Origin of the sequence: Desulfovibrio sp. MES5 (assembly GCF_002237645.1) — a bacterium.
Classification (GTDB): Bacteria; Desulfobacterota; Desulfovibrionia; order Desulfovibrionales; family Desulfovibrionaceae; genus Desulfovibrio.
In genome coordinates this window covers 18,184-39,497 of the sequence record NZ_MJUZ01000041.1, presented here as the reverse complement: position 1 = coordinate 39,497, position 21,314 = coordinate 18,184, and the positions used below count along the sequence as shown (strand labels likewise).

Genomic DNA, 21,314 nt, shown 5'->3' with positions numbered 1-21,314 from the left:
TTGCTCGTACTGAGCCTGCTTGTGTTGGCGGCCATCGTGTTTGCCCTGCCCATGGGCCGTTACCCGCTGGCCCTGGGCGATCTTTACCACAGCCTGATGGAAGCGTGGGCGGGCCGACCCTTGAATGAAGAGCAGAGCCGGCAGCTTTTTTTGTTCTTTGACCTGCGCCTGCCGCGCATCGGTTCGGCCCTGGTGGTGGGAGCCTGTCTTTCCGCTTCGGGGACGGTGTATCAGAACATGTTTCAAAACCCCCTTGTGTCGCCGGGCATACTGGGCGTGCAGCACGGGGCCGCTTTTGGCGCGGCCATAGGCATAGTGTTTTTTTCTTCATGGCCGTTGACCCAGGCCCTTTCCTTTGCTGGCGGCGCGCTGGGCGTGGGGCTTTCGCTTTTTTTCGCGTGGCTCTACCCCCGGGCGCGGTTTTTGGCCCTTGTGGTGGGCGGCCTTGTGAGCAGTTCGTTTTTTGTGGCCCTGACCTCGCTTGTGCAGTATGTGGCCGACCCCAACCGCCAGCTGCCGGAACTCGTGTACTGGCTTATGGGCACGCTGTCCCGTGCGGAACCGCGCCACCTGGCCTGGAGCGCCCCCCTCATGCTGGCCGGGTTGGCCTATATCTGCCTCAACGGCAAGGCGGTGAACGCTCTTGCTATGGGAGACGATGAGGCCCGCGCCCTGGGCGTGCAGAGTACGGGCATGAAGCTGCGCCTTATCGGCGCGGCCACCCTGATCTGTTCGCTTACCGTGGTGCTGGCCGGGGTCATCAACTGGGTGGGGCTCGTCATCCCGCATGTCATGCGTTTCATCAGCGGGCCGGACAACAGGGTGGGGTTGACGGCGTCAGCCCTTGGCGGGGCGCTTTTCGTGCTGCTTACAGACACGCTCATACGTTCGGTCTGGACGGTGGAACTGCCGCTGGGCATTGCCACATCGCTCATCAGCATGCCGCTTTTTGCCTTTAGCCTGTGGTACGACTGGAAACGACGATGATAGAAGTCCGCAATCTTACCGTCAGCTATCACCGCGCACCGCCGGTGCTGAAAAATATTTCCCTGCGCGTGAGCAGGGGCGAGGTGGTCAATGTGCTTGGCCCCAACGGCTGCGGCAAAACAACACTTCTCAGGGCGCTTCTTGGCTTTTTGCCCGCTCCGCCCGGCAGTATCCTGCTGGAAGGCCGCCCTCTGGAAACAATCCCACGGCGCAGTCTGGCCCGCAGCCTTGCCTATGTGCCGCAGCAGCATGCCGGGGTTTTTGGTTTTCGGGTGCTGGATGTGGTGCTGATGGGCCGCACCGCGCGCAGCCCCTGGCTGCGCTTTTCCGCCGAGGATCGTCAACAGGCCATGGACGCGCTGGAAAAAGTGCGCCTGACACATCTGGCGGACAGATCGTATCTGGAGCTTTCGGGCGGGCAACGCCAGATGGTGCTGATCGCGCGCGCCCTGGCGCAGGACTGCGGGGCGCTTGTGATGGATGAGCCTGTTACAGGTCTGGATTACGGCAATCAGTTTCACCTGCTTGACCTTATTGGCGAGCTGGCCGCATCTGGGCCAGCCATTCTGCTCACCACGCACCATCCGGAACAGGCCGTCTACCTCGGCGGGCGGGCCGTGCTTTTGAAAGACGGCACGCTGGTGGCGGATGGTGCCGTGGCATCGACCATTACCGAAGATCAGGTACGCAAGCTGTATGAACTGCCGCCCAGGGCTGAAGCGTGGATGCGCCTGACCGGGACCAGTGCGCCATGAAACCTCAAGGCGATGAAGAAACCTCCCTTGGCATGCCCCAGGCTGCCCAGCCGCACGGCAAACCGTTGCTTGTCGGCAACATAATGGTTTTTCTGCTTTCTTTGACGCTCCATACGGCCGCGCTCGCCGCCTTGTGGTTTCTGGCTGTTCCCGCGCTGGGCTCGGGAGAAGGCGGGGGAGCGGGCGGCTATGTCACGGTTAGCCTGCTGGCCGGACTGCCGGGCAATTCGGGCGGCTCTGGCTCTGGGGCCGTATCAGCCAATGCTGCCGATACCGCAGCCACGCCTGAGAGCAAATCCAATGAGCCTCCCGCAGACACGCCTGTTTCGGATGCTGCGCCTGCCGTTGATCACGCGAAGCAGACAGAGCCCGCCCCGGCCGAGTCGTCTGTTCCTGTACCTGACGCGGCAGTGCCTGTGCGCGTGGCAAAGCCCGCTCCAAAAGCCAGGCCCGCCACCCCCCAGCCCGCCAGCCAGCCAGTAAGTTCAACCGCCCAAAAGTCCTCACACGAGCAAACGCGATCAGCCAGCCATGGCACAGTGAAGCAGGGCGAAAAAGCCTCAGGCGCGGGCCATGAAGGGTCCGACATGGCAGCGGGGCGCGGCGGACAAGTCGGCCAAAGAAGCGGCGAAAGCGGCGGCGGAGGCGGTGGTGAAGATAGAGCTGCCGGGCAGGGAAGTTCCGCCGGGTATCTGAAAGGAAATTACGAGTACATAAAAAAACGTGTCAGGCAGTATCTGGTCTACAATCCGCAGGCCAAGCGCATGGGTATTCAGGGCATGGTGACTGTATCGTTTACCATACAGCAGGACGGCAGGGTCAGGGACGTTGCGGTCAGTAAAAGCAGCGGCTACTCTTTGCTGGACGAATCTGCCATTGAGGCGGTTCGCAGTGCAGCGCCCTTCGCTGCGCCGCCGGAGCCCGCGCGCGTGATCATGCCCGTGCAGTTCAGCCTAAGGTAGCGAGGTAGCTATGGTTTTTGCAAGAACTCTGCTTTTTCTTTTTCTGCTGTTTTGCTCCGCCGTTCCCGTTCTGGCGGATGTAAAAATATTTGTCACCAATGATGTTCATGGCTATGTGGCCGACAATCCGGAAAAAAAGAACATTGGCTACGCACGGCTCAAGGCACTGGCCGATGGCGCGCGGGCCGAGGGGCATACAGTATTTATCCTGGATGCGGGGGACGCCTTCAGCGGCAGCGCCTTTGCGCAGATGGACCAGGGGCGCACCGTGGCAAAGCTCATGGGGCAGACGGGCTACCGCGTGCTTACGCCGGGCAACCACGCCTTTGATTATACCCTGTCTGAAGGCCCTTTGTATTACAGCAATGAACTGCTGGGTCTGGTACGTGAAAACAGCCTCGGCAAGGTTGACGCCGTGGCCGAAAACCTCAGGTACAAAGAGGCCGATCCGCCAGGAATGGGCACAGAACCTGTAGTCATTTATGATGAAACTGCGAAAAACAAGCAGGGCATGCGCGTCATAGTTACAGGCGTCATCACGCCATATTCGGTGAAACCCAGCATGCGTCAGGCGCTGGCGGACTACGACTTCGACTTGAAGCCAACCCCCGAGGCCACCAAAAAAGCCGTACTTGATCGGCTGACGCAGTCTCTTGCGCCGTATGACAGGTCGCAGGACGTCGTCATCGTGCTGAGCCACCTTGGCTATGCCGGGCCCAAAGGCGACAAGGATGGCCGTATCACCGGGCCTGATGTGGCCGCCGTGCCCAACGTGGATTTTGTGGCAGACGGGCACAGCCACAAGGCGGTGGCCCCGAACCGCGACTACGGGGCAATATACGCCAACGGCGGACGCTACCTTGAGCATTTCATGTTGATCACCCTTGACGGCAAAAAGGGCGACATGGCGCTTAAATCGTATGCTGACGTGGCGGACGTTGTGCCGGACAAGGCCATGACGGACAGCATCCGGCAGATTGATGCCGCACAGGGTCTTGAGGAAGTTATTTTTACCTCTCCCGACGACAGTGTTTTCAAGGACGGGCATTTACGCAAGGACAGCACGCCGCTGGGCCGCCTCATTTGTGAAAGCATGGCAAAGGCCACTGATTCCGCCATTGCCCTGCACACTCCTGGCGGCATACGCGCGGGGTTGCCTGGCGGTCCTGTACATCGGCGCGACCTGCTTGATGTTTTGCCCTTTGACGACAGGCTTGTTGCCGTCGAAATGACAGGCAAGCAGATTGCGGATACGTTCAAGCGCGGCGGCGGGCACGGCGGGCGTGGCTTGCCGCAGTTTTACGGGCTTGATGTATGGGCCTGGCGGGATGGAGACGGTGCCCTGCATGTGGCCGGGCTTCGCCTCACAAGCGGGGAGCCACTCAATCCGGACAAGAAGTACCGTGTGGCCCTCAACGGGTTTATGGCCAGAAATATGAATTTGCCCACAAAAAATGACCGTGGAAACCTCGTGGATGCCTTGGAAAAACAGCTGAAGAAAGGTGTTGATGCTGAGGCCCTGCGGTCAGGCAAGAATTTGTTCGTTTTTGCGGACCAGACCGCAGCGGAAGAGGTATTCAGGCAGGCCGGGAATCGTTAGCGGCGGTTGTCAGGCAGGGAGAGAGTGTGGATGGTGTTTTTAGAGGCGGTTATTGGCAGTCCTGGATTTTGTAAAGACGCATTCAGGCAGGAATAGAGCGCCACGATCTTTTGAGATGGTCCCTTTGTCTTGCTTTGGACCGCCTGCGCGGCAGCGGCAAAGGCGGTCGGCAGACCGAAATTTTGCAAAGACGGCGTTCAGGCCGGTTGCGATTTTATGATCTTTTGAGATGCTCCATTGCCTTGCTTTGGGCCGCCTGCACTCCCCCCGGACGACCCCCCAGGTTCTCAATTACCTTGACGTGGCGAGGGCTGCGCGGCTTTTGCTGCGGGAGCTTCCTCGCTCCGCTCGGCGATCTCCCTCCGCGCCGCACAATGCCATCAACGAGTTTGGCTGCGGCCCGGTTTGGGAGCCGCTGGGCACCTGGAGCAATGCCATTAATGGGGTTTGCTGCTGTCAAGATCAGCAGTGAGCAATCCATCCGCCGCAGTGCCATCAAAGAATTTGGTTGGGGTTCAGTTGCACTCAGCCCAATGTCCATCAGCAGGGGTAACTACGGCCCGGACTGACGGGCTGCAAGCCATCCGCCGCAGTGCTATTTATGAGCCTGCTGCGGCTCTGATCGGGAGGTCAAAGCGTCCTGTGGGATGCCATCAAAGAGCTTGCGTGCGGCCCAATTCGGGTAGTCGCTGCCACCCACGAGATTGCTGCGGCCCGGTTTGGGAGCCGCTGGCCACCTGGGGCAATGCCTCCATCAGGATTAACGGCGACTGCGTTGTCGGGCGCAAATCATCCGTCATACTGTCATAGGCGGGATTGGCTGCTGCGCGGATTGGCAGTGTTCCAGCCCCGTACCAGTCTTTGCCGCCAGCGCGGTGGCCGGATTTACCGCAGGCAGGGCTGAATAGGGCTTGCTTGCGTCTATACGCTCCAGAACATAAGGGCGACTTTTGACTGCACACTTTCCTGCACCAGGCCGTCACAACTCAGCTCCGCCAGTTTGCGGGTCAGGCCTTCCTTTTGCTGCTGGGTAAGCGGCCCCATGCTTTCAAAGAAGCGCAGATACATCAGTTCCGCCTCTTCAAGGCTGCTGTCGCTCTCCCACGCACGGTCAATATATTCCACTTCAGGGTAGTATCCCATAAGCCAGAGAATATTGAAGGCACAATAAAAACTGCGACTTATGCGCTCCTTGTGCGCGTCCCAGTCAACGAACTGCTTCAGTTGGTCGCGCACCGAGTGGCGGGTATCAACCTGGCTTATTATGCAGCAGGAGCCGCAGGAGGCTGCGATCATTTTTTCCAGAGCAGCTTTGTCATTGACTGCCGGGGTTCTGGAGGCAAGAACCAGTTGAAACCGGTTTCGCCAGCCCAGAGCGTCCAGGTCGGCAGCGGCCCAGTCCAGCACCTGAAAGTGTGCGTTGGCGCGCCCGTCCCGCGCGGCGTTTTCCCTGGCGAGTTCTATCATGGTGGGGGCAATGTCAAAGCTCTCCACGCGACCCACCAGAGGGGCCATTTCAAGCGCGTGGCTGCCGGGGCCGCAGCCTATATCAAGTACGGACGCCGACGGGTCAAGCTCCGCCTTGCAGGCAATGCGTTCCACAAGCTGACGCCGGAGCTCGCGTGAGGCATCACGCCGGATATGCTCGTTGAATGAAGGCGCGCGTTTGTTCCAAAAATCCGCCATGCCGGTTCGTTCCGGCTGATAATCAACCCAAAGGTCTTCAAAAGTACGCATGGTTAGTGGCATGATTCAGCCACCATGTTTACCTTTTGGCCACCGTGGCCAAAAATGGCCTCACAGTTGTCGTTTTTGAGGGCTGCGCCCATTTTTTCAGCATCAACCACAACCAGGCCCGAAAGGGAGCGCACCCCGTGCGAGAAAAGCAGGGGGTTCATGGGCGTGCTGGGGCCTACCATATACACCTTGGCGTTGGCGCTCAGTTCCAGCAGTCTGGTGATGGTTTTATTGATGAAGGTGGTGCCGGTAATAAAAACAAGATCTTGCTGTGGCAGAATATATTCCGCCGCAGTGTCCGGCAAATCTCCAGATTGTGGCTGGCGCTCAAGGATTGAAAGTTCACAGTGTGGGCGCAGCCGCGCAAGACCGGGAAAATGCCCGATAACGGCTACTTTTTTGCCCTTTGCCTCTGAAAGAAAAAAATCAAAGGCGTCCCCGTGGTGGCGGTCCAGCGCCGTACGCAGGGGGCTTTGCTTAACAAGGGCAAGGGTGTTGTTGGCGGCGTTCAGGGCGGCAAGGCCGATGGAGGCGGCGTTGAAGTTCCAGGACTTGATCCGTTCCGCCACCCGGCGCAGAGGTTGGCCCACCATGTCATGATAGGACAGGGAAGAGTCGGGCGCACCCGGAGCAGGGGGGAAATACTGTGCCATACCTATGCCGCCGCTGTCTGTTTCCACCATGAGCCAGTGTTTGCCGCAGGTGAAGGATTTGACCAGAGCAGTGTCGGGCACAGAGTCAAGCAATGCGTCATACAAAAACCAGCGATCAGCCATGGCGAACCTCAAGAGGGCGATAGTAAGCGCCATCGGCGCAGGCGCGGCAGTAGGTCTTGCCATCCCGCAAAACTTCCTTGCAGTCCAGCACATCTTCGCCACAAGCGGCACAGGTGCAGACGCGCACAGGCGGGCCCGGCAGTTCGCCTTCGGGCATGTCTATCTGCACTTCCTGCCATGCAAAAATGTCATCATCAGCGTACTTTTCCCAAAAGGCTATCTGCTCCTGCTTGGGAACATCGTGGGGAGGACGGTCGGATGTGGTCACATGGACCCTGACAGCCCGACCACTTTTAAGATCCAGAAAAGACATGGCGGTTTTGCCATATCCATAGACCTTGACCCGCCTGCGCCCCAGAGTCACGCCTGTGACCACATGGGAGGCATCAGCAACGCATCTGTCAGTTTCCAGAAAAATAACAAGATCCCGCAGGTTGTCTTCGGGTTTAAGATCAAGCAGGCGCAAGGCCATAAGGGCCATGCGAATGCCCAAGACCTGCCCGCTACAAATGTGACCGTGGTACTTCTCAGCCTTTTCAAGGAATGGTGTGATGTTTGTCATGGCCATACTGTAGTTATGGTGTATGATATAGTTGCATAAATCTGACCTGTGACACGAAGACTGTCAGTGTATGATTGGGGGAACAAGCGTGTAGTCAGTATTGTTATAGCATTATTTTCGACGTGTCACGTCTTTGTTGTGTTTTAATAGTCACGGTTTTGCAGTAACCGAGACTATTGGGAACAGCAAAGGCGTATGCGTTCCATTCGCTTTTTAACGGGATTGCACGGATGTGCGGGCTGGAGCAGACAGACTCTGCGGCGGTGTGAAGTCGTGAAAATGCTGTCTCTGGAACCCCAGCCCTCGATAAGCAAACACTTGGCGCAGAGTGATTTGGGGAAGGGCATTCTCAACGTTTAAGCCACGTCCGTTACGGCGTCTAACCACGCAGGGAAACTGCGTTGCCGCCAACGCAGCGAGCGTCTGCGCGCAGCCGCCAGAGCACTTCAACATTGAAATGCCCTGGCGCTATAAAGATACAGCAGGTGTTTTAGGGGAGGAGGGAACCTTATGCAAAAGGGTTCCCTCCCCACAAGGCAGTTCAGGGTATCTGCGGCATGACGCTGCGGGGGCTAGCGCAACCTGAAGATGAAGGGCAGTTCCACCAGCGTGTTCACTGGTTGACCCTTGAGTTTGCCGGGGGCAAAGCGCATGTTCTTTGCCGCTTTGAGCGCCGCCTCCTCAAAATATCCAACCGGTGATGCGCTGACGACCTCGCAGTTGCAGGGCTGGCCGGAGGAATCCACCACAAGGCGCACCCTGGCGGAGCCCTGAATGTTCATGCGTCGGGCTTTGGGCGGGTATTCCGGTTCAGCGCGCCGGGTAATGCTGGGGCGCTGGTCCAGCGAGTCGCACTCATAGGCATTGAGCCCGCCTACAGTACGTGGCTGTGGCCCTGCTGGCCCCGTTGGCCCGGTCGGAATTGCGGTTGTTGTCGGCATTGCCGGGGCCGCCGGAGTGGACTGTGCAGTCGAAATGGGCGGCTGCGCGGGCGCTACCGGCTCCTTGGGCACGGCTTTGTCGCTCTTTTTGGGGCTGATCTTTTTTGTCTCCGGCTTCGGTTGCGCAGGCTTTGCGGGTTGGACATCCGGTTTTTGCGGCGCTGGTTCCGGCGTGGGCGGCGCGGGCCTTTCCGCCGCGACAGGCGTAATCGGCGCGACAGGCGTAACAGGCGCGGGAAGCGGCGTGTCGGCGGTCGGGGCAAATTCGGCAAGCGCCACGCGATACACCCTTTCTGCGTTGTTAGGCGCTTCCCTTGCCAGCAGGCCCAAGCCGCCCAGCAGCAGCGCATGCATGCCCAGAGAAAAGGCCAGGGTTATGCTACGAATGCTATGGGTGGCCGTCGTCATGGCAGTTTGCCTTTATTGGCGGCGGGGGCCGCAGTGGCGTCAGCACCGCCGGTCTGCCCATCGGCGGGACCATCGGGCACGGATGTGGTCACAAGCCCCACATCGCTGACGCCCGCCCCGCGTACGCGATCCATAACGTGCATGACCGTGCCGTAGGGCACGTCCTTGTCAGCGCGCACAAAAAGCTGCCGCCCGGCATTCTTCACGCGCACGACAAGCAAGTCGGGCAGGTCTGCCAGGCCGGTTTCATTTTCGTCAAGGAACAGCGCCCCGTTGGACTTGATGGTCAGGATGCTGTGGTCGCTCTCCGTTGGCAAAACTTCGGATGTCTCCACCTTGGGCAGCGCCACATCGAGTCCTTCTGTCATCATGGGAGCCGTGACCATAAAGATGATCAGCAGCACCAGCATGACGTCCACAAATGGCGTGACATTGATGTCGGCAACAAAATCGTCGTCAGCGGATGAGGCAGCCATGTCTAATGCTCCCCGGCAAAGCTGATGCCCTTGCTGTATTCCGGCGCTTCATGTTGCAGGCGGTTAAGCAGTTGACCTGCGTAGTTGATGCATATGCCTTCAATATAGATGAGTTTTGCCTTGAACACGTTGTAGCCGCACACAGCGGGTATGGCCACAAACAGGCCGACGGCCGTGGCTATGAGGGCCTCGGCGATGCCGGGGGCCACTGTGGCCAGTGATACGCTCTTCATCTGCGCGATGGCGGTAAAGGAATGCATGATTCCCCACACCGTGCCGAACAGGCCGATGAACGGGGCCGTATTGGCGGCTGTGGCCAGCAGAGCCAGTGAGGACTTGAGCCGCGCGACCTCTTCGGCAATGGCGAAGTGCAGGGCGCGGCGCACATTGTCGTTAAGCAGGCGCTCGGTGTCGCCCGTGCGGGTAAGGCGGTTGAACTCGCGCACGGCGCGGCGGGTGATGCCGTAGAGGGGCGACTGTTTGTCGGCCTCCATCACGGGCAGAGCATGGTTCAGGCCTCCGGCATCGTCAAAGGCCACAAGCCCTTGCTGGGTGCGGCGCTGGGCAGCCCGAAGCGTCATCCATTTGCCGCACATATAGGCCCAGCTGGCTACAGACATGAACAGCAAGAGCGCCAATACGCATTTGGATATGAGCGTGGCCTGCAATACGGCCTCAATCATGGGGTTCATTCGGCCTCCCTGTAAAAAATACGCGTCACGTTAACGCAGTCTCTCTAAAAAAGGACATGGGGCTGACCGTCAATGGTCTGCAAATGGACTGTGATGCCATATACCCGGCTCAGGTCATGCTCGCTCAGTTCCGATGCCGGCCCCTGGTATACAGGGCGTCCCTGGTGCAGCAGCATGGCGTGCTGCGCGTAGCGTAGCGCATAGCTCAGATGGTGCAGCACAATGCACACGCATATGCGGCGTTTTTCACTGATATCTGTAATAGTTTGAAGTAGTTCAACCTGATTTCGTATGTCCAGATGGTTGACGGGCTCGTCCAGCAAAAGGACGGGCGCTTCCTGCGCAAGGGCACGGGCTATAAGCGTTTTTTGCAACTCGCCGCCGCTGAGGCTGGTGACGCACTGTTTTTCCAGATGGGCGAGGTTCAGTTCTTCAAGGACGGTCAGTGTTTTCAGGCGGTCTTCCTTGCCGGGCCGCCAGCCCATGCGCGATCTGCGTCCCAGAAGAACCGCATCAAAAACGCTGCACGGCACGGGATGGGCTGTCTGCGGCAGGTAGGCCACAGACAGAGCGCGCTGGCGGCGGTCCAGGCCGGAAAGGTCGGTTCCTTTGTACAGCACACGGCCGGATGTGGGGCGTTCAAGTCCGGCCACAATTCTGGCAAGGGTGCTTTTGCCCGCGCCATTGGGGCCGATGAGGGCCATGCAGCGCCCCGGCTCAAGGCAAAAGGATACGCCGTCAAGGATGGTTTTGCCGGAGCGTGCCACAAGGGAGATATTTTTGGCCTCAAGCATGCGCCCTGGCCCCCCTGAAAAGAATGAACAGAAAAACCGGAACCCCGGTGAAAGCGCAGACAATGCCCACCGGCAGCAGGGCGGGGTATATGATGGTCTGGGCCACCAGATCGGCCGCCAGCAAAAAGCATGCGCCAAACAGGGCGGAACAGCTCAGCAGAAAAAAATGTCCGGCATGGGGAAAGAGGAGGCGCACCATGTGGGGCGCCACAAGGCCCACAAAGCCGATAACCCCGTAAAAGGCAGTGGCAAAGGCCGCCATAAGCGAGGCCATGAGCAGGGTTGCGCAGCGCAGCCGTAGTACCGACACTCCCAGGGCCGCCGCCTGGGCGTCGCCCCAGCGCAGGGTGTCGTAGTCCAGGTTCTTGCGCAGGGAAAAGGCGAGGCCCGCCAGCAGCACGAGGGCCACCAGCGCGACCTCGCGCCAGCTTCCCCTGCCAAGATCGCCGAAACTCCAGAAGACGGTGGCGGCCACCTGACTGTCTGCGGCGAAAAACTGCAAGGACATGGTGGCGGCCCCAAAAAGGGTAGACAGGGCCACCCCCGCGAGAATCAGCCCCTGCGGTCCCATACCCCGCACCACGCTGAAGGCCAGTATGAGCAGGGCCGCGCTGAGCGAACCTGCCAAAGCGCCCATGGCCACAGTGCTCAATCCCGCCAGCCCGCCAGCCGTGGGAAGAATAATCATTGAAAAGCTGGCTCCAAAGGCGGCCCCCTGTGAAAGCCCCAGGGTAAAGGACGACGCCAGCGGGTTGTTGAGCACATTTTGCAGCATGGTTCCGGCCAGAGCCAAGGAAGCGCCGACGGTCAGAGCGGCGCAAACCTTGGGCAGTCTCAGGTGGAGGACAAAGTAGCGTAACGACTCGTCTCCGGAAGCGCTGAACAGGGCGGCACAGATGTCAGCCCACGAGCGTGAAACCGCTCCCAGTTTTATGCCCGCCAGGCCCAGCAGCACGGCAACAGCCAGTAGCGCCGCCATTGCGAAGGCGCGTGTGCGGGGGCCGTCCCACGGCAGGGAACAGCAGTGCCCCTTTGGAGCCGCAAAAAGCGGAGCGTGCGGGTTGCCGCAGTGGGCGTGGGGCCGCAGGGCCGCGTCACTCTGGCCGCCAGTAGGCTCCTTACCGGGCATAGTCCAACCCCTGGGCAGTCAGTTGCAGTCTGCCCGGCCTGCCGGTGACGCGCACCATGTCTTCATACAGGGGGCGTCCGTTGAAAAGAATGAATATTTCATCGGCCAGCGCCTCGGGATCAAGGCTGGAATACCTTTGGGGGTAGGCTGCTTTGGCCATGAAAAACGCGTTGATGTACAGCACTTCAGGATTGTTGAAATAGGCGGTGTGGGGCAGGAGCAGCCAGGTGTTGCCGTTTGTCAGGGCTGTGAGGCGTTCATAATAGCCCCGCTCGCTGCCCAACGCCTGACGGATGAGCGGCAGGCCGTTGCCGTCTATGAAAATCAGGGGCGGGTTGGTCGCCAGCAGAAATTCCCTGTTGATGAAATAATGTCCTGACCGGCCCATGCCGTCGGCCATGTTTTTTACGCCCGAAAGCGTGAAGGGCAGAAAGTCGGCGGCTGTGCTTTTGATGTCCTGGTTGCCCCTGTAGGAAAGTCCGCCCACATAGGCCTGCGCCATTTCTTTTTCAGCCGGGGCGGGCAGGCGCGTGGCCAGGGCGCGGATGCCCGTGACCAACTCCTGGGCGCGTTCTTCCCTGCCCAGGATGTTTCCGGCAAGGAGGATGGACTCGAGAAAAACCTTGCTGTCAAAGGCGGGCAGTCCCTGACTCAGGGCAATGACCGGCACGCGCAGCTTGCGCTGGAGCAGGTCCGGCTCTGAAGGATCAGTGGAGATGATAAAGACCACATCCGGGTTGAGCCCCACAATGCGTTCATAATTGGGCACGCGCACGGCCCCGGCCTTGCCGACTACGGGCAGTTTGTTAAAGCGTTCGCGGTTGCAGAGCACATAGGGTTTGGCAATGACGGCCTTGTCGATGTCCTCCACGCCCACGACCCTGTCCTGCGCGCCAAGGTAGGTCACAAAGGCCATACTGCTGCCAAGGGCGATTATGCGCTTGACGTTTTGGGGTTCCGGCACTTCCACAACGCGGCCCATGGCGTCTGTGACGGGGCGCGCCCCGGCAGGAGCCGCGCCCGTCAGCAGCGCCAGAGCCAGCAGAAGCAGACTCAGCGTTTTTGCCATATGATCATCTCGATGACATAGTCTGTGCGTTCCACATACTGGCCTTTTTCATCCTTGAATGCCTCCACGTGAGCTTCCACAAAACGCGGGTCCGGGTCCGCGCCGTAGTCACGCAGGGTGGTGACGCAGGCGTCCACCAGGTCGTCACGGCTTTTTGCCACCACCCACTGGCCCTTGACCGGGATGGCCGTGTACGGCACGCCCCTGTGCTCAAGCCATGCGCGCATATCCTGGGCATTGTTGAAAATTTTGGGGGCAATGTTGTAATGCTCGTGCAGGCCCTGCATGACGTTGGAGAGCATGCGGTCAGAAAAGCCCATAAAAACCACCTTGTCGGCGGCATACTGCATAAGCTTTTCTCTGCTTTCATCGCTTTCAATGGCTGGCGTCATTGAGGCGAAAACAATGTCAAAGCGTTCATCGGCAGAAAAATCATCCCAGCCGGAGCATACGGTGGTGATGTTGGTGATGTTCATTGCGGCGGCGTCTTCACGCAGCAGGCGCAGCATCTCGTCGGAAACGTCCACCGCGGTGACATGCTCGGCCATGCGCGCCAGGCGCAGGGTGTACATGCCGCTGCCGCAGCCCACATCCAGAATGCGTTTTTTGGTGAAATCCACCCCGTTTTCCATAGCGTGACGAAGCATCTTGGCCTCGTAGGTGTGCTCGCCTTCCTCAAAACGCGGGAAGGTGCGCGACCGGGCGTTCCAGAATTCACGCTGTTTTTGCTGTTTTTCGTCTACAGTTCCCATCTGATGCTGACCCCCGCGTTGATTCCCAGTGCCGGGTATCCCCAGGCTTCTTCATACTGGGTGTTGGTGATATTGTCCGCATAGGCTTCAAGAGTAAGGTGTTCATCCACCCTGTAGCTCAGGCTTGCGCCGAGGGTGGCGTAGTCGTGCAGCGTGCCCTTACGCAATTGGGCCGTATTGACGTAGTAGTTGCGTTGACCCACATAGGTCAGCACTGTGTCAAGGGTGAACTGCTCGTTGATTTTCCAGGTGGTTCCAAGGGTTCCCTTCCAGTCGGGGATGTATTCCAGCCTGTCCATCACGCCGTCGGGGTCGGCCGGGTCATTGGTTTTTTTGCTGTCCTGCCTGGTGATGGCGGCATTTACCGTCACATTGTCCAGCAGGTCATAGCTGCCGCTCAGTGTGGCCCCGTATATTTCGGCGTCGATATTGTAGGCGGCCCATGCCTGATAGCTTTGCGGCCGGTTTACGTAGACGGGTTTGTGAACGATGTAGTCCTGAACGGTGTAGTAAAAGCCGGAAAGCTTGAGAAAGCCCTTGCCCCCGAAGCTGTATTTGTAGGCGGCGTCAATGCCGCGCGCCGTTTCGGGTTTGATGTCCTTGCCCACCAGATAGGGCACGTTGACGGTGGCGTCCCGCGATGATGCCTGCGAGTTCCAGTACAGTTCCGGGATGGTGGGGGTTCTGTAATTCTGGTACAGCGCAAGAGAGGCGGACTGGCTTTCGGTAAAGTCGTAAGTGACCATGGCCTTTGGGGAAAGCTGCGAATTGAAAAGATTTTTGTCCTGCCCTTCAGGACTGTAGCTGAAGCTGTCGTAGCGCAGGCCTATATCAAGACGCAGGCTGTCGGTGATGGAAAACTTGTCGGCCAGAAAAGCCCCCGTAACCGTGGCAGGCCTGCCCGCCTCCGAGGAGTCCATCTTTCCCGTCCACTTGTTGGCCCCGGCCTTGTTGTAGTTTTCATCCACATATTCAACGGTGATGGGGCCGGGAGTCAGCCTTTTGTACTCGACGCCGGTCATGAGCTCATGACCGAGAACGGTGACGCCCGTTTTGAACTTGAAGCCATAGGTATTGTCCACAATAACATTGCGGTCCAGCACGAGATCGCCATTTTGTGTTTTGGACGGGTTGAAGTCATTGGGATTTTTCGTTTGCAACTGCATGCGGGCGTCAACGTCCGCATAGTTTTTTTCACGGCGGCTTTCGCTGTTCTTGAAACCGGAAACTTCAAAGTAGGCGGTTTCAAGAAAATCCTGCCGATAGGTGAAATCCATAAGGTGGCGGTACTTGGTCCAGTGCGCCCCATCGCCGATAACCGTCATGGAGGGGGTGGGCGATCCGCCGGCAAAACTTTCGCCGCTGGCTGTGGGGTAGTTGGAGTCAATGGCGGAACTGTAGCCGGGCAAATCCGGGTTGGCGTCGCTGGCGGGGTTGCCGTCGTTTCGGTTGCTGCGGATAAGCCCGCGCCTGGTCTGGCTGTAATTGTACCCCAGGGTGAGTTCGGCCCGCCAGGGCAGATCCACATAAAGCTTGGGATTGAAGTGAAAGGAGTCATAGTCGTTATTGCGCAGAAAGGGGTCGGCGTGCTGATGGCTCAGGCCCACGCTGAGGCCGATGGCATTGAACTTCTGGGCATAGCTGCCGCGCACGTTGTGAAAATCGTAAAAGTCCTTCCAGCCGCCCATGGTGGCGTAAGCGCTGAAATAAGGCTGTTCTGTGGGCCGACGGGTATAGGCGTTGATGACCCCGCCGAGGGCGCTGTTGCCGTATTCAACCGAACTGCCGCCCTTGATGACCTCAATCTTTTCAATATTGTCCAGCGGGATGGTGCCAAAGTCGATATAGTTGCCGCCGGACATGCCCGTGGAGCTGATATTGCGGCCATCAAGGTTGAGCATGATTCTTTTGGACTCCATCCCCCGGATGGAAATGATGTCGCTGCTGTCTCCCATGGCGGCCTTGCGCTTGAAGGATATTTCAGGGTCGCGCACAAGATAGTCGGCCACGTTGTTGCTGCGGTTTTTTTCCACAACGATGGCGGTGGTTCTGTCCAGATTGTCTTCTTCCATACGTCCGGTCACCTTTATGGGGTCCAGAACAAAGACATCCTGCATGAGGTTGTCAGAACCGGCCGCGATCCCCGCCTGGGGAAAGGCCACAACTGCCAGTAAGCACAGACTGAGGGCAAGTTTCATGCGTACTCCGGAGCAGCGCCTGTGCTGAAGGTTGGTGTCAGTCCTGCGCATGTGATGTTTTTTTAAAAAGTGCTACTGCCTGATGGAAAAAAAGGCTGCTTGCGGCAGCCTGGTTGCCTGTTTCTTTTTAGCTACCAGCGCCGGGGGTAATTATGCTGGCAGTCCAGGCAGACCTTTTTGCCGCCCTCAAGGCGCAGCATGGGCTCCGCCACGCCCTCGCCGCAGACTTCGCAGGCTATGGTAGCAAAAATGCGGGGAGCTTCAGGGATTTCATAGTTTGGGGCTGTCGCGCTGAACAGTTTTTCAAGCGGCATGTCCATAAGGGTTTGCTGCCATTCATCCCTGCTGGCTTGCTCACCTTTATTGACTTGCAGGCACAGGCGTAAGGCCGCGCCGCTTTCGCGGTCAAAAAAGGAATAGGCGTGTTTGCCGCGTGGGTGTGCCACAAGATTGCCCTTGCCCGCCGAGCAGCCGAGCAGGCTTTGAATGGCGTCCACGCCGCAGGCGTCGTTTTCCGTAACGCAAACAAGTTTGCCGTACGCGACCTGCCCAAGCAGGGGGTGGGCCATTACAGCCTCCACAGCGCGCAGGCCGATGACAAGGCCGGGGCAAAGATGCCCGTGAAAGGTTACGGCCCTGTTGAGCCTGTCTGAAGCTGATTGATCCATGATGCCTCCTCGCATGCCAGCGTGACCCCGCATGGCAGTCTGACCACGACTTCCCCTCTGTGCGCCCGCCCGCGCCCCCCTGCTTCAGCGCTTTGTCGCTGTGGTAAAGGCTGCGCGGCTGTTGCGCAATTCCTAGTAACACAATTTGAATTATCGTAACACCAAAGACAAGCTTTGGCAAGAAGCCGGAGCTTCTTTGCCACTTCCAATGCGGCTCACGCAGGCAGCAGAAGCACGGGCAGGGGGATGGCGGGGGTGGCGGGGTGTGGCGAGAGCAAGATGAGTTTCACGTTGAAATGCTTTGTGGGGGAGGGACCCTTTTACTTCAAGCTCTGGAGGAAACATGAAACGCCGTACCCTTCGGCACAAAAGCGGCATGAACGTCAACGCCAAACGGGTGGGACGCTTAATGCATCTGCATGGACTGGGAGTTAGGAGAGCAGTTTTGCGGGCAAAGCGCACTCCCACTGGAAGCAAACCGCGTGCTGTTCGGCCCTGCCAATGGTGGGACGTCGATATGACCAAGGTCATGACGGAAAGTGGCTGGGTGTATGTTGTACTGGTAGTGGACTGGTTTTCTAAAAAGATCGTCGGCCACCATGCTGCCTACCAAAGTCGAAGTCACGAGTGGCTACAAGCCTTGGAAATGGGCATTCAAGCGCACTTTCCCGAAGGCGTCCGAGAACAGGGTTTGAGCCTGATGAGTGATAACGGCTGCCAACCAACGGGAAAGGCTTTTGTACGTGAGTGCGCGATACTAGGCATCTCACAGGCATTCACTAGCTATAACAATCCCAAAGGAAACGCGGATACTGAACGGACAATGCGCACGATTAAGGAAGAACTTTTCTGGCTGCATGAATGGCGCAGCCTTGAGCACTTGGTCGACGCACTTTCCAGCTGGATAGAACTCTTTAATACCACGTACCTGCACTCGGCGCTTGGCTGGAAGACCCCGCAATGCGTGCATCAGCAGGCTGGTAAAAAACGGAAGGATACTCCCTTAAAGGCCGCTTGATTCATGGGGGGCATTACACCATATGGCTCCCAATTTCATTACTTGTTGCAATTGGTGGATATGTAGTGTGGCTAATTGTGTGACATTATGAATATTAAATAAAATAAAAAACTCTCGCCAAATTGACGAGAGTTTTGGAATGAAGTAGCCTAATCGTTGGGAATGCAAGGCCGTCTAGGTAATCTTAGGCGGTGAAAAAGCTGCCTCTCCCAGTAGAGGCGAGTATGAAAATACTTAAGACTCTTTGCCGTCTGATTGTCATACTAATCGATTTGTTCGGTTAATGCTTCAGAATGCCCATTAGGGAGGCTTCACGGCTTCCCTTTTTTTATTATTTCTATATGAAATCATTAAATATTTAAATTTTTATTTATCAACCGTTAAATAGGAAAGAGCCTTTGCAAACTACCTTAACAGGGCTGCCTTGTTAATGGGGGGCAGTATACACGCTTAGATGCGCTCCCTCCGCGTTTTTTAGGTTTTCGCGGGAGTCCTCTTTTTTGTCCTTTGTAAGATAGAATAAAAAAGGTTTCATCTGCTTCGACAATCCCTTCAAGAGGCGTGGATTCAACGATTTGTCCAAGAGCATCCAAAACTTTGTGACGCCAAGCAAAGGCCGTATTTTTATTTATATTGCACAGTTCTGCCGTCTTAAGAATTGACATACCATGAACCATGCACTCAAGAAACTTCTTCCATATGGAAATTGGCTTATGTGTTCTTTCTAGGATTGAATTTGTATTCGCAACGAATGATTTCTTACAACGCTTACAAATATATCTCTGAACCCCTGCTCGTTTTCCATTTTTTACAATTTGTCCTACTTCGTTACAAATAGGGCAGGAAATACCATTTGAAAATAGTGAATCTACGTGTAGCTCGTCCGAGTTTTCATTTTGAAGCAAATCAAAGAGTATCTTCTTTTCGTCTGAAGACAATTTACTAAGTATTTCTGCAATTTCTTTGTTCGTCATTTCTATATCCTTGCGTCCTACAAAGAGATAATAACAATTATTATTCTTTTCTATCAACCGTTAAATAGGGATAATATAGTGAAATAAAAAGCATCCAATTCTTCATTGAGATGCTTATGATTCATTGCCCATAATCGCTGTGGTGGCGGTTGTAAAGGAGGTGATGTTCCGAGTGAAAACCGTTGGGAAATGGCTCGCGTTATTCATTGTCGAATATGCATTAACTCGTGCATTTGACTGGATCATCATTATGCTCGCAAGCATTTAAAACTATTTTTTTCGACTAAATGTTATCCAACTTGGACCCCTAATTTACCCTAGTTGGAGCTTCTTTAATCGGGGATATTTCATTTTTATGCTCAACCGCCACCACATTTCTTTTATTTCTACATGAAATTATTAAATATTTAATTAACTATATAGTATAATTAAGTTTTACTTTGTCAACCGTTAGGTGGGAAAGAGCCTTTGCAAAAGGGGCCTTCCCCCACGCCCCCACCCCCTAAAACTCTTATTGTGTCTCAGTATAGCGCAAAGGGTTTTCTGATCCGAAGCGGAGATTGCAGAATACTTTACCCTTGAAAAAGGTTAAATGCGCCAACGCTGTACTGGGGTACAAAGCGCACAACGTGGCGGGGGCAGCCTAAATGCGATTAGCGGCTGAACAACAAGTTTAATCTGCCTGGAGGGAGTATCCCACGACATCACATCATCACGACGTTCATCTGATATGGTGCTTGAGAGGCATATTGGGGCAGGGAGGGGCAGGCTCTGACTATAAAAGCAGGGCGGCGGGGCAGTGCGAACATGCCGCAGACGGGCGGGTGCGTGTGGGGCAGGCATCTCGCGCGGGGCGAAAAAAAAGCCCGGAGGATGCCTCCGGGCTTGTTCTTTGCGCATAAAGAAGAATCAGCAGCAGCTCTTGAGCTCTTCCATAAAGCCTTCGGGCACTTCAAAGCCGAGCTTCTGGGCAGTTTCCGCCGCTTCCTTGGCCTTGGCATGCTCGCCCTGGTCAAAGTAGGCCAGAGCAAGGTTGTTCCAGGCAGGGGCAAAGGCGGGTTCTTTTTTGATGATGGCCAGGCACTGTTCTTCGCAGGCCTTGAAGTTGCCCTTCATAAAATAGGCCGTGGCCAGGGCGTTTTGCGCCTGCACAAAGTTGGGATCCCACTTGAGGGCCTTGTTAAGGGCGGTGATGGCCTTGTCGGGCTCGCCGCGCTGCAGGTGCACAAAGGCGATATTGCTCCACGGCACGGGGAACTTGGCGCGGCAGTTGGCGGCTTCTTCATTGTAGCGCAGGCAGCCTTCAAGGTCGCCGCGTTCAAGGCAGATGCCGCCAAGCTGTACATAAGCTTCAGCCAGGTGCGGCGAATTGCGCACGGCATTCAAAAAAGCTTCTTCAGCGGCCACAAAGTCGCGTTTGCTCAAGAGGGCCAGGCCCAGATTATAGTGATGGTTGGCGCATTGCTCATTTCCGGCAATTTCCGCCTTGAGGTCTGCGATATACTCGTCCAGATCGTCGTAGCGAGCTTTCATTGGATGTGTCCTTCTTTTTTCAAAAGATCATAGTACCAGCGGCAAAAGTCGAAAATGCCCATGTATTTTTCGTCTTTATTAATGACGCCCAAAGCGCATTCCATAGCGCCCTTGCTGTAAGCCTTGCCGTACGGCCCATTCTTGGCCGTATCGCGCAGAAATTCGTTGATGAGCTGTTGCGTCGTGCGTTTTGAGATGTCCGTACGCAGGTCAAGCGGATCATTGGGCTTCTGGAAAGGGTCCCAGTTCTCGTAGCCCAGGCGGTCCACAAATTTGCGACGGCGCGGATTCATGCGGTCATAAATCTCGCGTTTGAGCTTTTCCTGCTCTTCGTTCAGTTCTTGCGGCGTGCCGTCCCGAAAGACGGTGGCGGGTATGCTGCCGTACATGCCGTACTCCTTGCTGTGCGCCAAAAACGTCTGTGGGCGCGTAGTTCCGGTTTGTGCCGGATTCGCCGCAGCCACGCCCGCGCGCACGGCGGTTGCGGCTGTGATTGCCAGCGGCTGCTTAATCTTCTTTCTTGGCGGGGCCTATGCCAAGGTACGCCTCGTCATAGCGGGTCAGCAGCGCCATTGACAGCGGCACATAGACTTCATGCAGTTCCTTGAAGCGCGACTTCACGGCAGTGGCGATTTCTTTGCTCAGATCTTCAAGCCTGGCCTGCATCTTGTCCATATGCACCGTGGGATAAGGACGGCCCTTTTCAAACGCCGAGAACCCGCATACGTGTCCCTGGCCGCCAATGGCCGTGGGCACGCCGTAAAGCCGGCAGGTGACGGGTCTGGCTTCGTACAAAAGGCAGCGGTCTTCATCGTCCAGCAGCGGGCAGCGCATCTTGATCTTGGCGGCCACAGACATGATGGCTTCGGGGCTTTCGCCGTCCTTCTCCGCGCGGTAGAGGTCGCGCTTGAGGCGGGTGATGTGGCGGTCCAGTTCAGAAGCGCGCTCCAGGATGGCCGAGCGTTCTGGCCCGTAATTGAAAGCTTCTTCAAAGGCCTTGTGAATATACATGGCCTCCACCAGCGAAAGGTCGAACATGGCGTGGCAGCAGTCGCTACAGCCTTCTTTACAGGTCACGCACTGCGGACAGGCCTCCCGTACCCGGTCAAAGAGGGTGTCGGCCTCAGCCCGCAGGTTTTCATAACGGGCGAAAATGGCGGTCAGATCAGGGATCATGGTCATCCTGTGGCTGTGCGGAGGGCGCGTACGGGCCGTCCGGCAGGTGTGCGGCGGGGCGGAGGCGGAATGTTTAGCCCTTGTTTTGCGGGTGTTCTGGTCAGGCC

21 protein-coding genes are annotated in these 21,314 nt (G+C 57.0%); 5 read left to right on the top strand and 16 right to left on the bottom strand.

The features are described from left to right. From BCS36_RS10595 to BCS36_RS10580, 4 genes are read left to right on the top strand one after another with little or no spacing between them, the layout of a single operon-like run. Positions 1-987: an iron ABC transporter permease gene (locus BCS36_RS10595; RefSeq protein ID WP_291302862.1), complete on the top strand. Its 987-nt coding sequence runs from the start codon at positions 1-3 to the stop codon at positions 985-987. Next, positions 984-1,742, top strand: a complete 759-nt coding sequence (locus BCS36_RS10590; RefSeq protein WP_291302861.1) for an ABC transporter ATP-binding protein — start codon at positions 984-986, stop codon at positions 1,740-1,742. Before BCS36_RS10595 ends, BCS36_RS10590 begins: the two co-directional genes overlap by 4 nt. Beyond that, positions 1,739-2,704, top strand: a complete 966-nt coding sequence (locus BCS36_RS10585) for an energy transducer TonB (protein WP_291302860.1) — start codon at positions 1,739-1,741, stop codon at positions 2,702-2,704. Before BCS36_RS10590 ends, BCS36_RS10585 begins: the two co-directional genes overlap by 4 nt. 10 nt (positions 2,705-2,714) lie before the next feature. Continuing rightward, positions 2,715-4,304, top strand: coding sequence for a 5'-nucleotidase C-terminal domain-containing protein (locus BCS36_RS10580; protein WP_291302859.1), 1,590 nt, complete (start codon positions 2,715-2,717; stop codon positions 4,302-4,304). Between the two features lie 921 nt (positions 4,305-5,225). On the opposite strand, the gene BCS36_RS10575 is transcribed toward BCS36_RS10580, so the two are convergent. The 12 genes from BCS36_RS10575 to BCS36_RS10520 all read right to left on the bottom strand — a co-directional run bounded on the left by BCS36_RS10575 (position 5,226) and on the right by BCS36_RS10520 (position 16,506). Beyond that, entirely contained in the window at positions 5,226-6,041 is an 816-nt protein-coding gene (locus tag BCS36_RS10575) for a class I SAM-dependent methyltransferase (RefSeq protein WP_291302858.1), read from the bottom strand. 2 nt (positions 6,042-6,043) lie between these two features. Beyond that, positions 6,044-6,817 (bottom strand): DUF364 domain-containing protein, encoded by a 774-nt coding sequence (locus tag BCS36_RS10570; RefSeq protein ID WP_291302857.1) that lies wholly within the window; start codon positions 6,815-6,817, stop codon positions 6,044-6,046. After that, a complete protein-coding gene (locus tag BCS36_RS10565) occupies positions 6,810-7,379 on the bottom strand; it encodes an FmdE family protein (RefSeq protein ID WP_291302856.1) in 570 nt (189 codons plus the stop codon). The genes BCS36_RS10570 and BCS36_RS10565 overlap by 8 nt, the downstream gene beginning before the upstream one ends. 572 nt (positions 7,380-7,951) lie before the next feature. Then, positions 7,952-8,728 carry an energy transducer TonB gene (locus BCS36_RS10560; protein ID WP_291302855.1) on the bottom strand — a complete coding sequence of 259 codons (777 nt, stop codon included), beginning with the start codon at positions 8,726-8,728 and terminating at the stop codon, positions 7,952-7,954. Next, on the bottom strand, positions 8,725-9,204 hold the full coding sequence (locus BCS36_RS10555) for an ExbD/TolR family protein (protein ID WP_291302854.1): 480 nt from the start codon (positions 9,202-9,204) through the stop codon (positions 8,725-8,727). Before BCS36_RS10555 ends, BCS36_RS10560 begins: the two co-directional genes overlap by 4 nt. 2 nt (positions 9,205-9,206) lie before the next feature. Beyond that, the gene (locus tag BCS36_RS10550; protein WP_291302853.1) at positions 9,207-9,896 is read right to left on the bottom strand and encodes a MotA/TolQ/ExbB proton channel family protein; all 690 of its coding nucleotides are present in this window, start codon (positions 9,894-9,896) and stop codon (positions 9,207-9,209) included. 44 nt (positions 9,897-9,940) lie between these two features. Further along, positions 9,941-10,690 carry an ABC transporter ATP-binding protein gene (locus BCS36_RS10545; RefSeq protein WP_291302852.1) on the bottom strand — a complete coding sequence of 250 codons (750 nt, stop codon included), beginning with the start codon at positions 10,688-10,690 and terminating at the stop codon, positions 9,941-9,943. Continuing rightward, a complete protein-coding gene (locus tag BCS36_RS10540) occupies positions 10,683-11,819 on the bottom strand; it encodes an iron ABC transporter permease (RefSeq protein WP_291302851.1) in 1,137 nt (378 codons plus the stop codon). The genes BCS36_RS10545 and BCS36_RS10540 overlap by 8 nt, the downstream gene beginning before the upstream one ends. Further along, positions 11,809-12,888 (bottom strand): ABC transporter substrate-binding protein, encoded by a 1,080-nt coding sequence (locus BCS36_RS10535; protein ID WP_291302850.1) that lies wholly within the window; start codon positions 12,886-12,888, stop codon positions 11,809-11,811. The genes BCS36_RS10540 and BCS36_RS10535 overlap by 11 nt, the downstream gene beginning before the upstream one ends. Continuing rightward, a complete protein-coding gene (locus BCS36_RS10530; RefSeq protein WP_291302849.1) occupies positions 12,873-13,640 on the bottom strand; it encodes a class I SAM-dependent methyltransferase in 768 nt (255 codons plus the stop codon). The genes BCS36_RS10535 and BCS36_RS10530 overlap by 16 nt, the downstream gene beginning before the upstream one ends. Beyond that, positions 13,628-15,838, bottom strand: coding sequence for a TonB-dependent receptor (locus BCS36_RS10525; RefSeq protein ID WP_291302848.1), 2,211 nt, complete (start codon positions 15,836-15,838; stop codon positions 13,628-13,630). The genes BCS36_RS10530 and BCS36_RS10525 overlap by 13 nt, the downstream gene beginning before the upstream one ends. A gap of 131 nt (positions 15,839-15,969) precedes the next feature. Beyond that, positions 15,970-16,506 (bottom strand): FmdE family protein, encoded by a 537-nt coding sequence (locus BCS36_RS10520; protein WP_291302847.1) that lies wholly within the window; start codon positions 16,504-16,506, stop codon positions 15,970-15,972. Between the two features lie 343 nt (positions 16,507-16,849). On the opposite strand from BCS36_RS10520, the gene BCS36_RS10515 reads away from it, so the two are divergent. Beyond that, positions 16,850-17,524, top strand: coding sequence for a DDE-type integrase/transposase/recombinase (locus tag BCS36_RS10515; protein WP_291302846.1), 675 nt, complete (start codon positions 16,850-16,852; stop codon positions 17,522-17,524). Positions 17,525-17,934: 410 nt separating this feature from the next. On the opposite strand, the gene BCS36_RS10510 is transcribed toward BCS36_RS10515, so the two are convergent. The 4 genes from BCS36_RS10510 to BCS36_RS10495 all read right to left on the bottom strand — a co-directional run bounded on the left by BCS36_RS10510 (position 17,935) and on the right by BCS36_RS10495 (position 21,207). After that, a complete protein-coding gene (locus BCS36_RS10510; protein WP_291302845.1) occupies positions 17,935-18,498 on the bottom strand; it encodes an IS1595 family transposase in 564 nt (187 codons plus the stop codon). A gap of 909 nt (positions 18,499-19,407) precedes the next feature. After that, entirely contained in the window at positions 19,408-20,031 is a 624-nt protein-coding gene (locus tag BCS36_RS10505; RefSeq protein WP_291302844.1) for a tetratricopeptide repeat protein, read from the bottom strand. Beyond that, positions 20,028-20,420: a hypothetical protein gene (locus BCS36_RS10500; protein ID WP_291302843.1), complete on the bottom strand. Its 393-nt coding sequence runs from the start codon at positions 20,418-20,420 to the stop codon at positions 20,028-20,030. Before BCS36_RS10500 ends, BCS36_RS10505 begins: the two co-directional genes overlap by 4 nt. 118 nt (positions 20,421-20,538) lie before the next feature. Then, entirely contained in the window at positions 20,539-21,207 is a 669-nt protein-coding gene (locus BCS36_RS10495; protein ID WP_291302842.1) for a YkgJ family cysteine cluster protein, read from the bottom strand. Between the last annotated feature and the right edge of the window lie 107 nt (positions 21,208-21,314).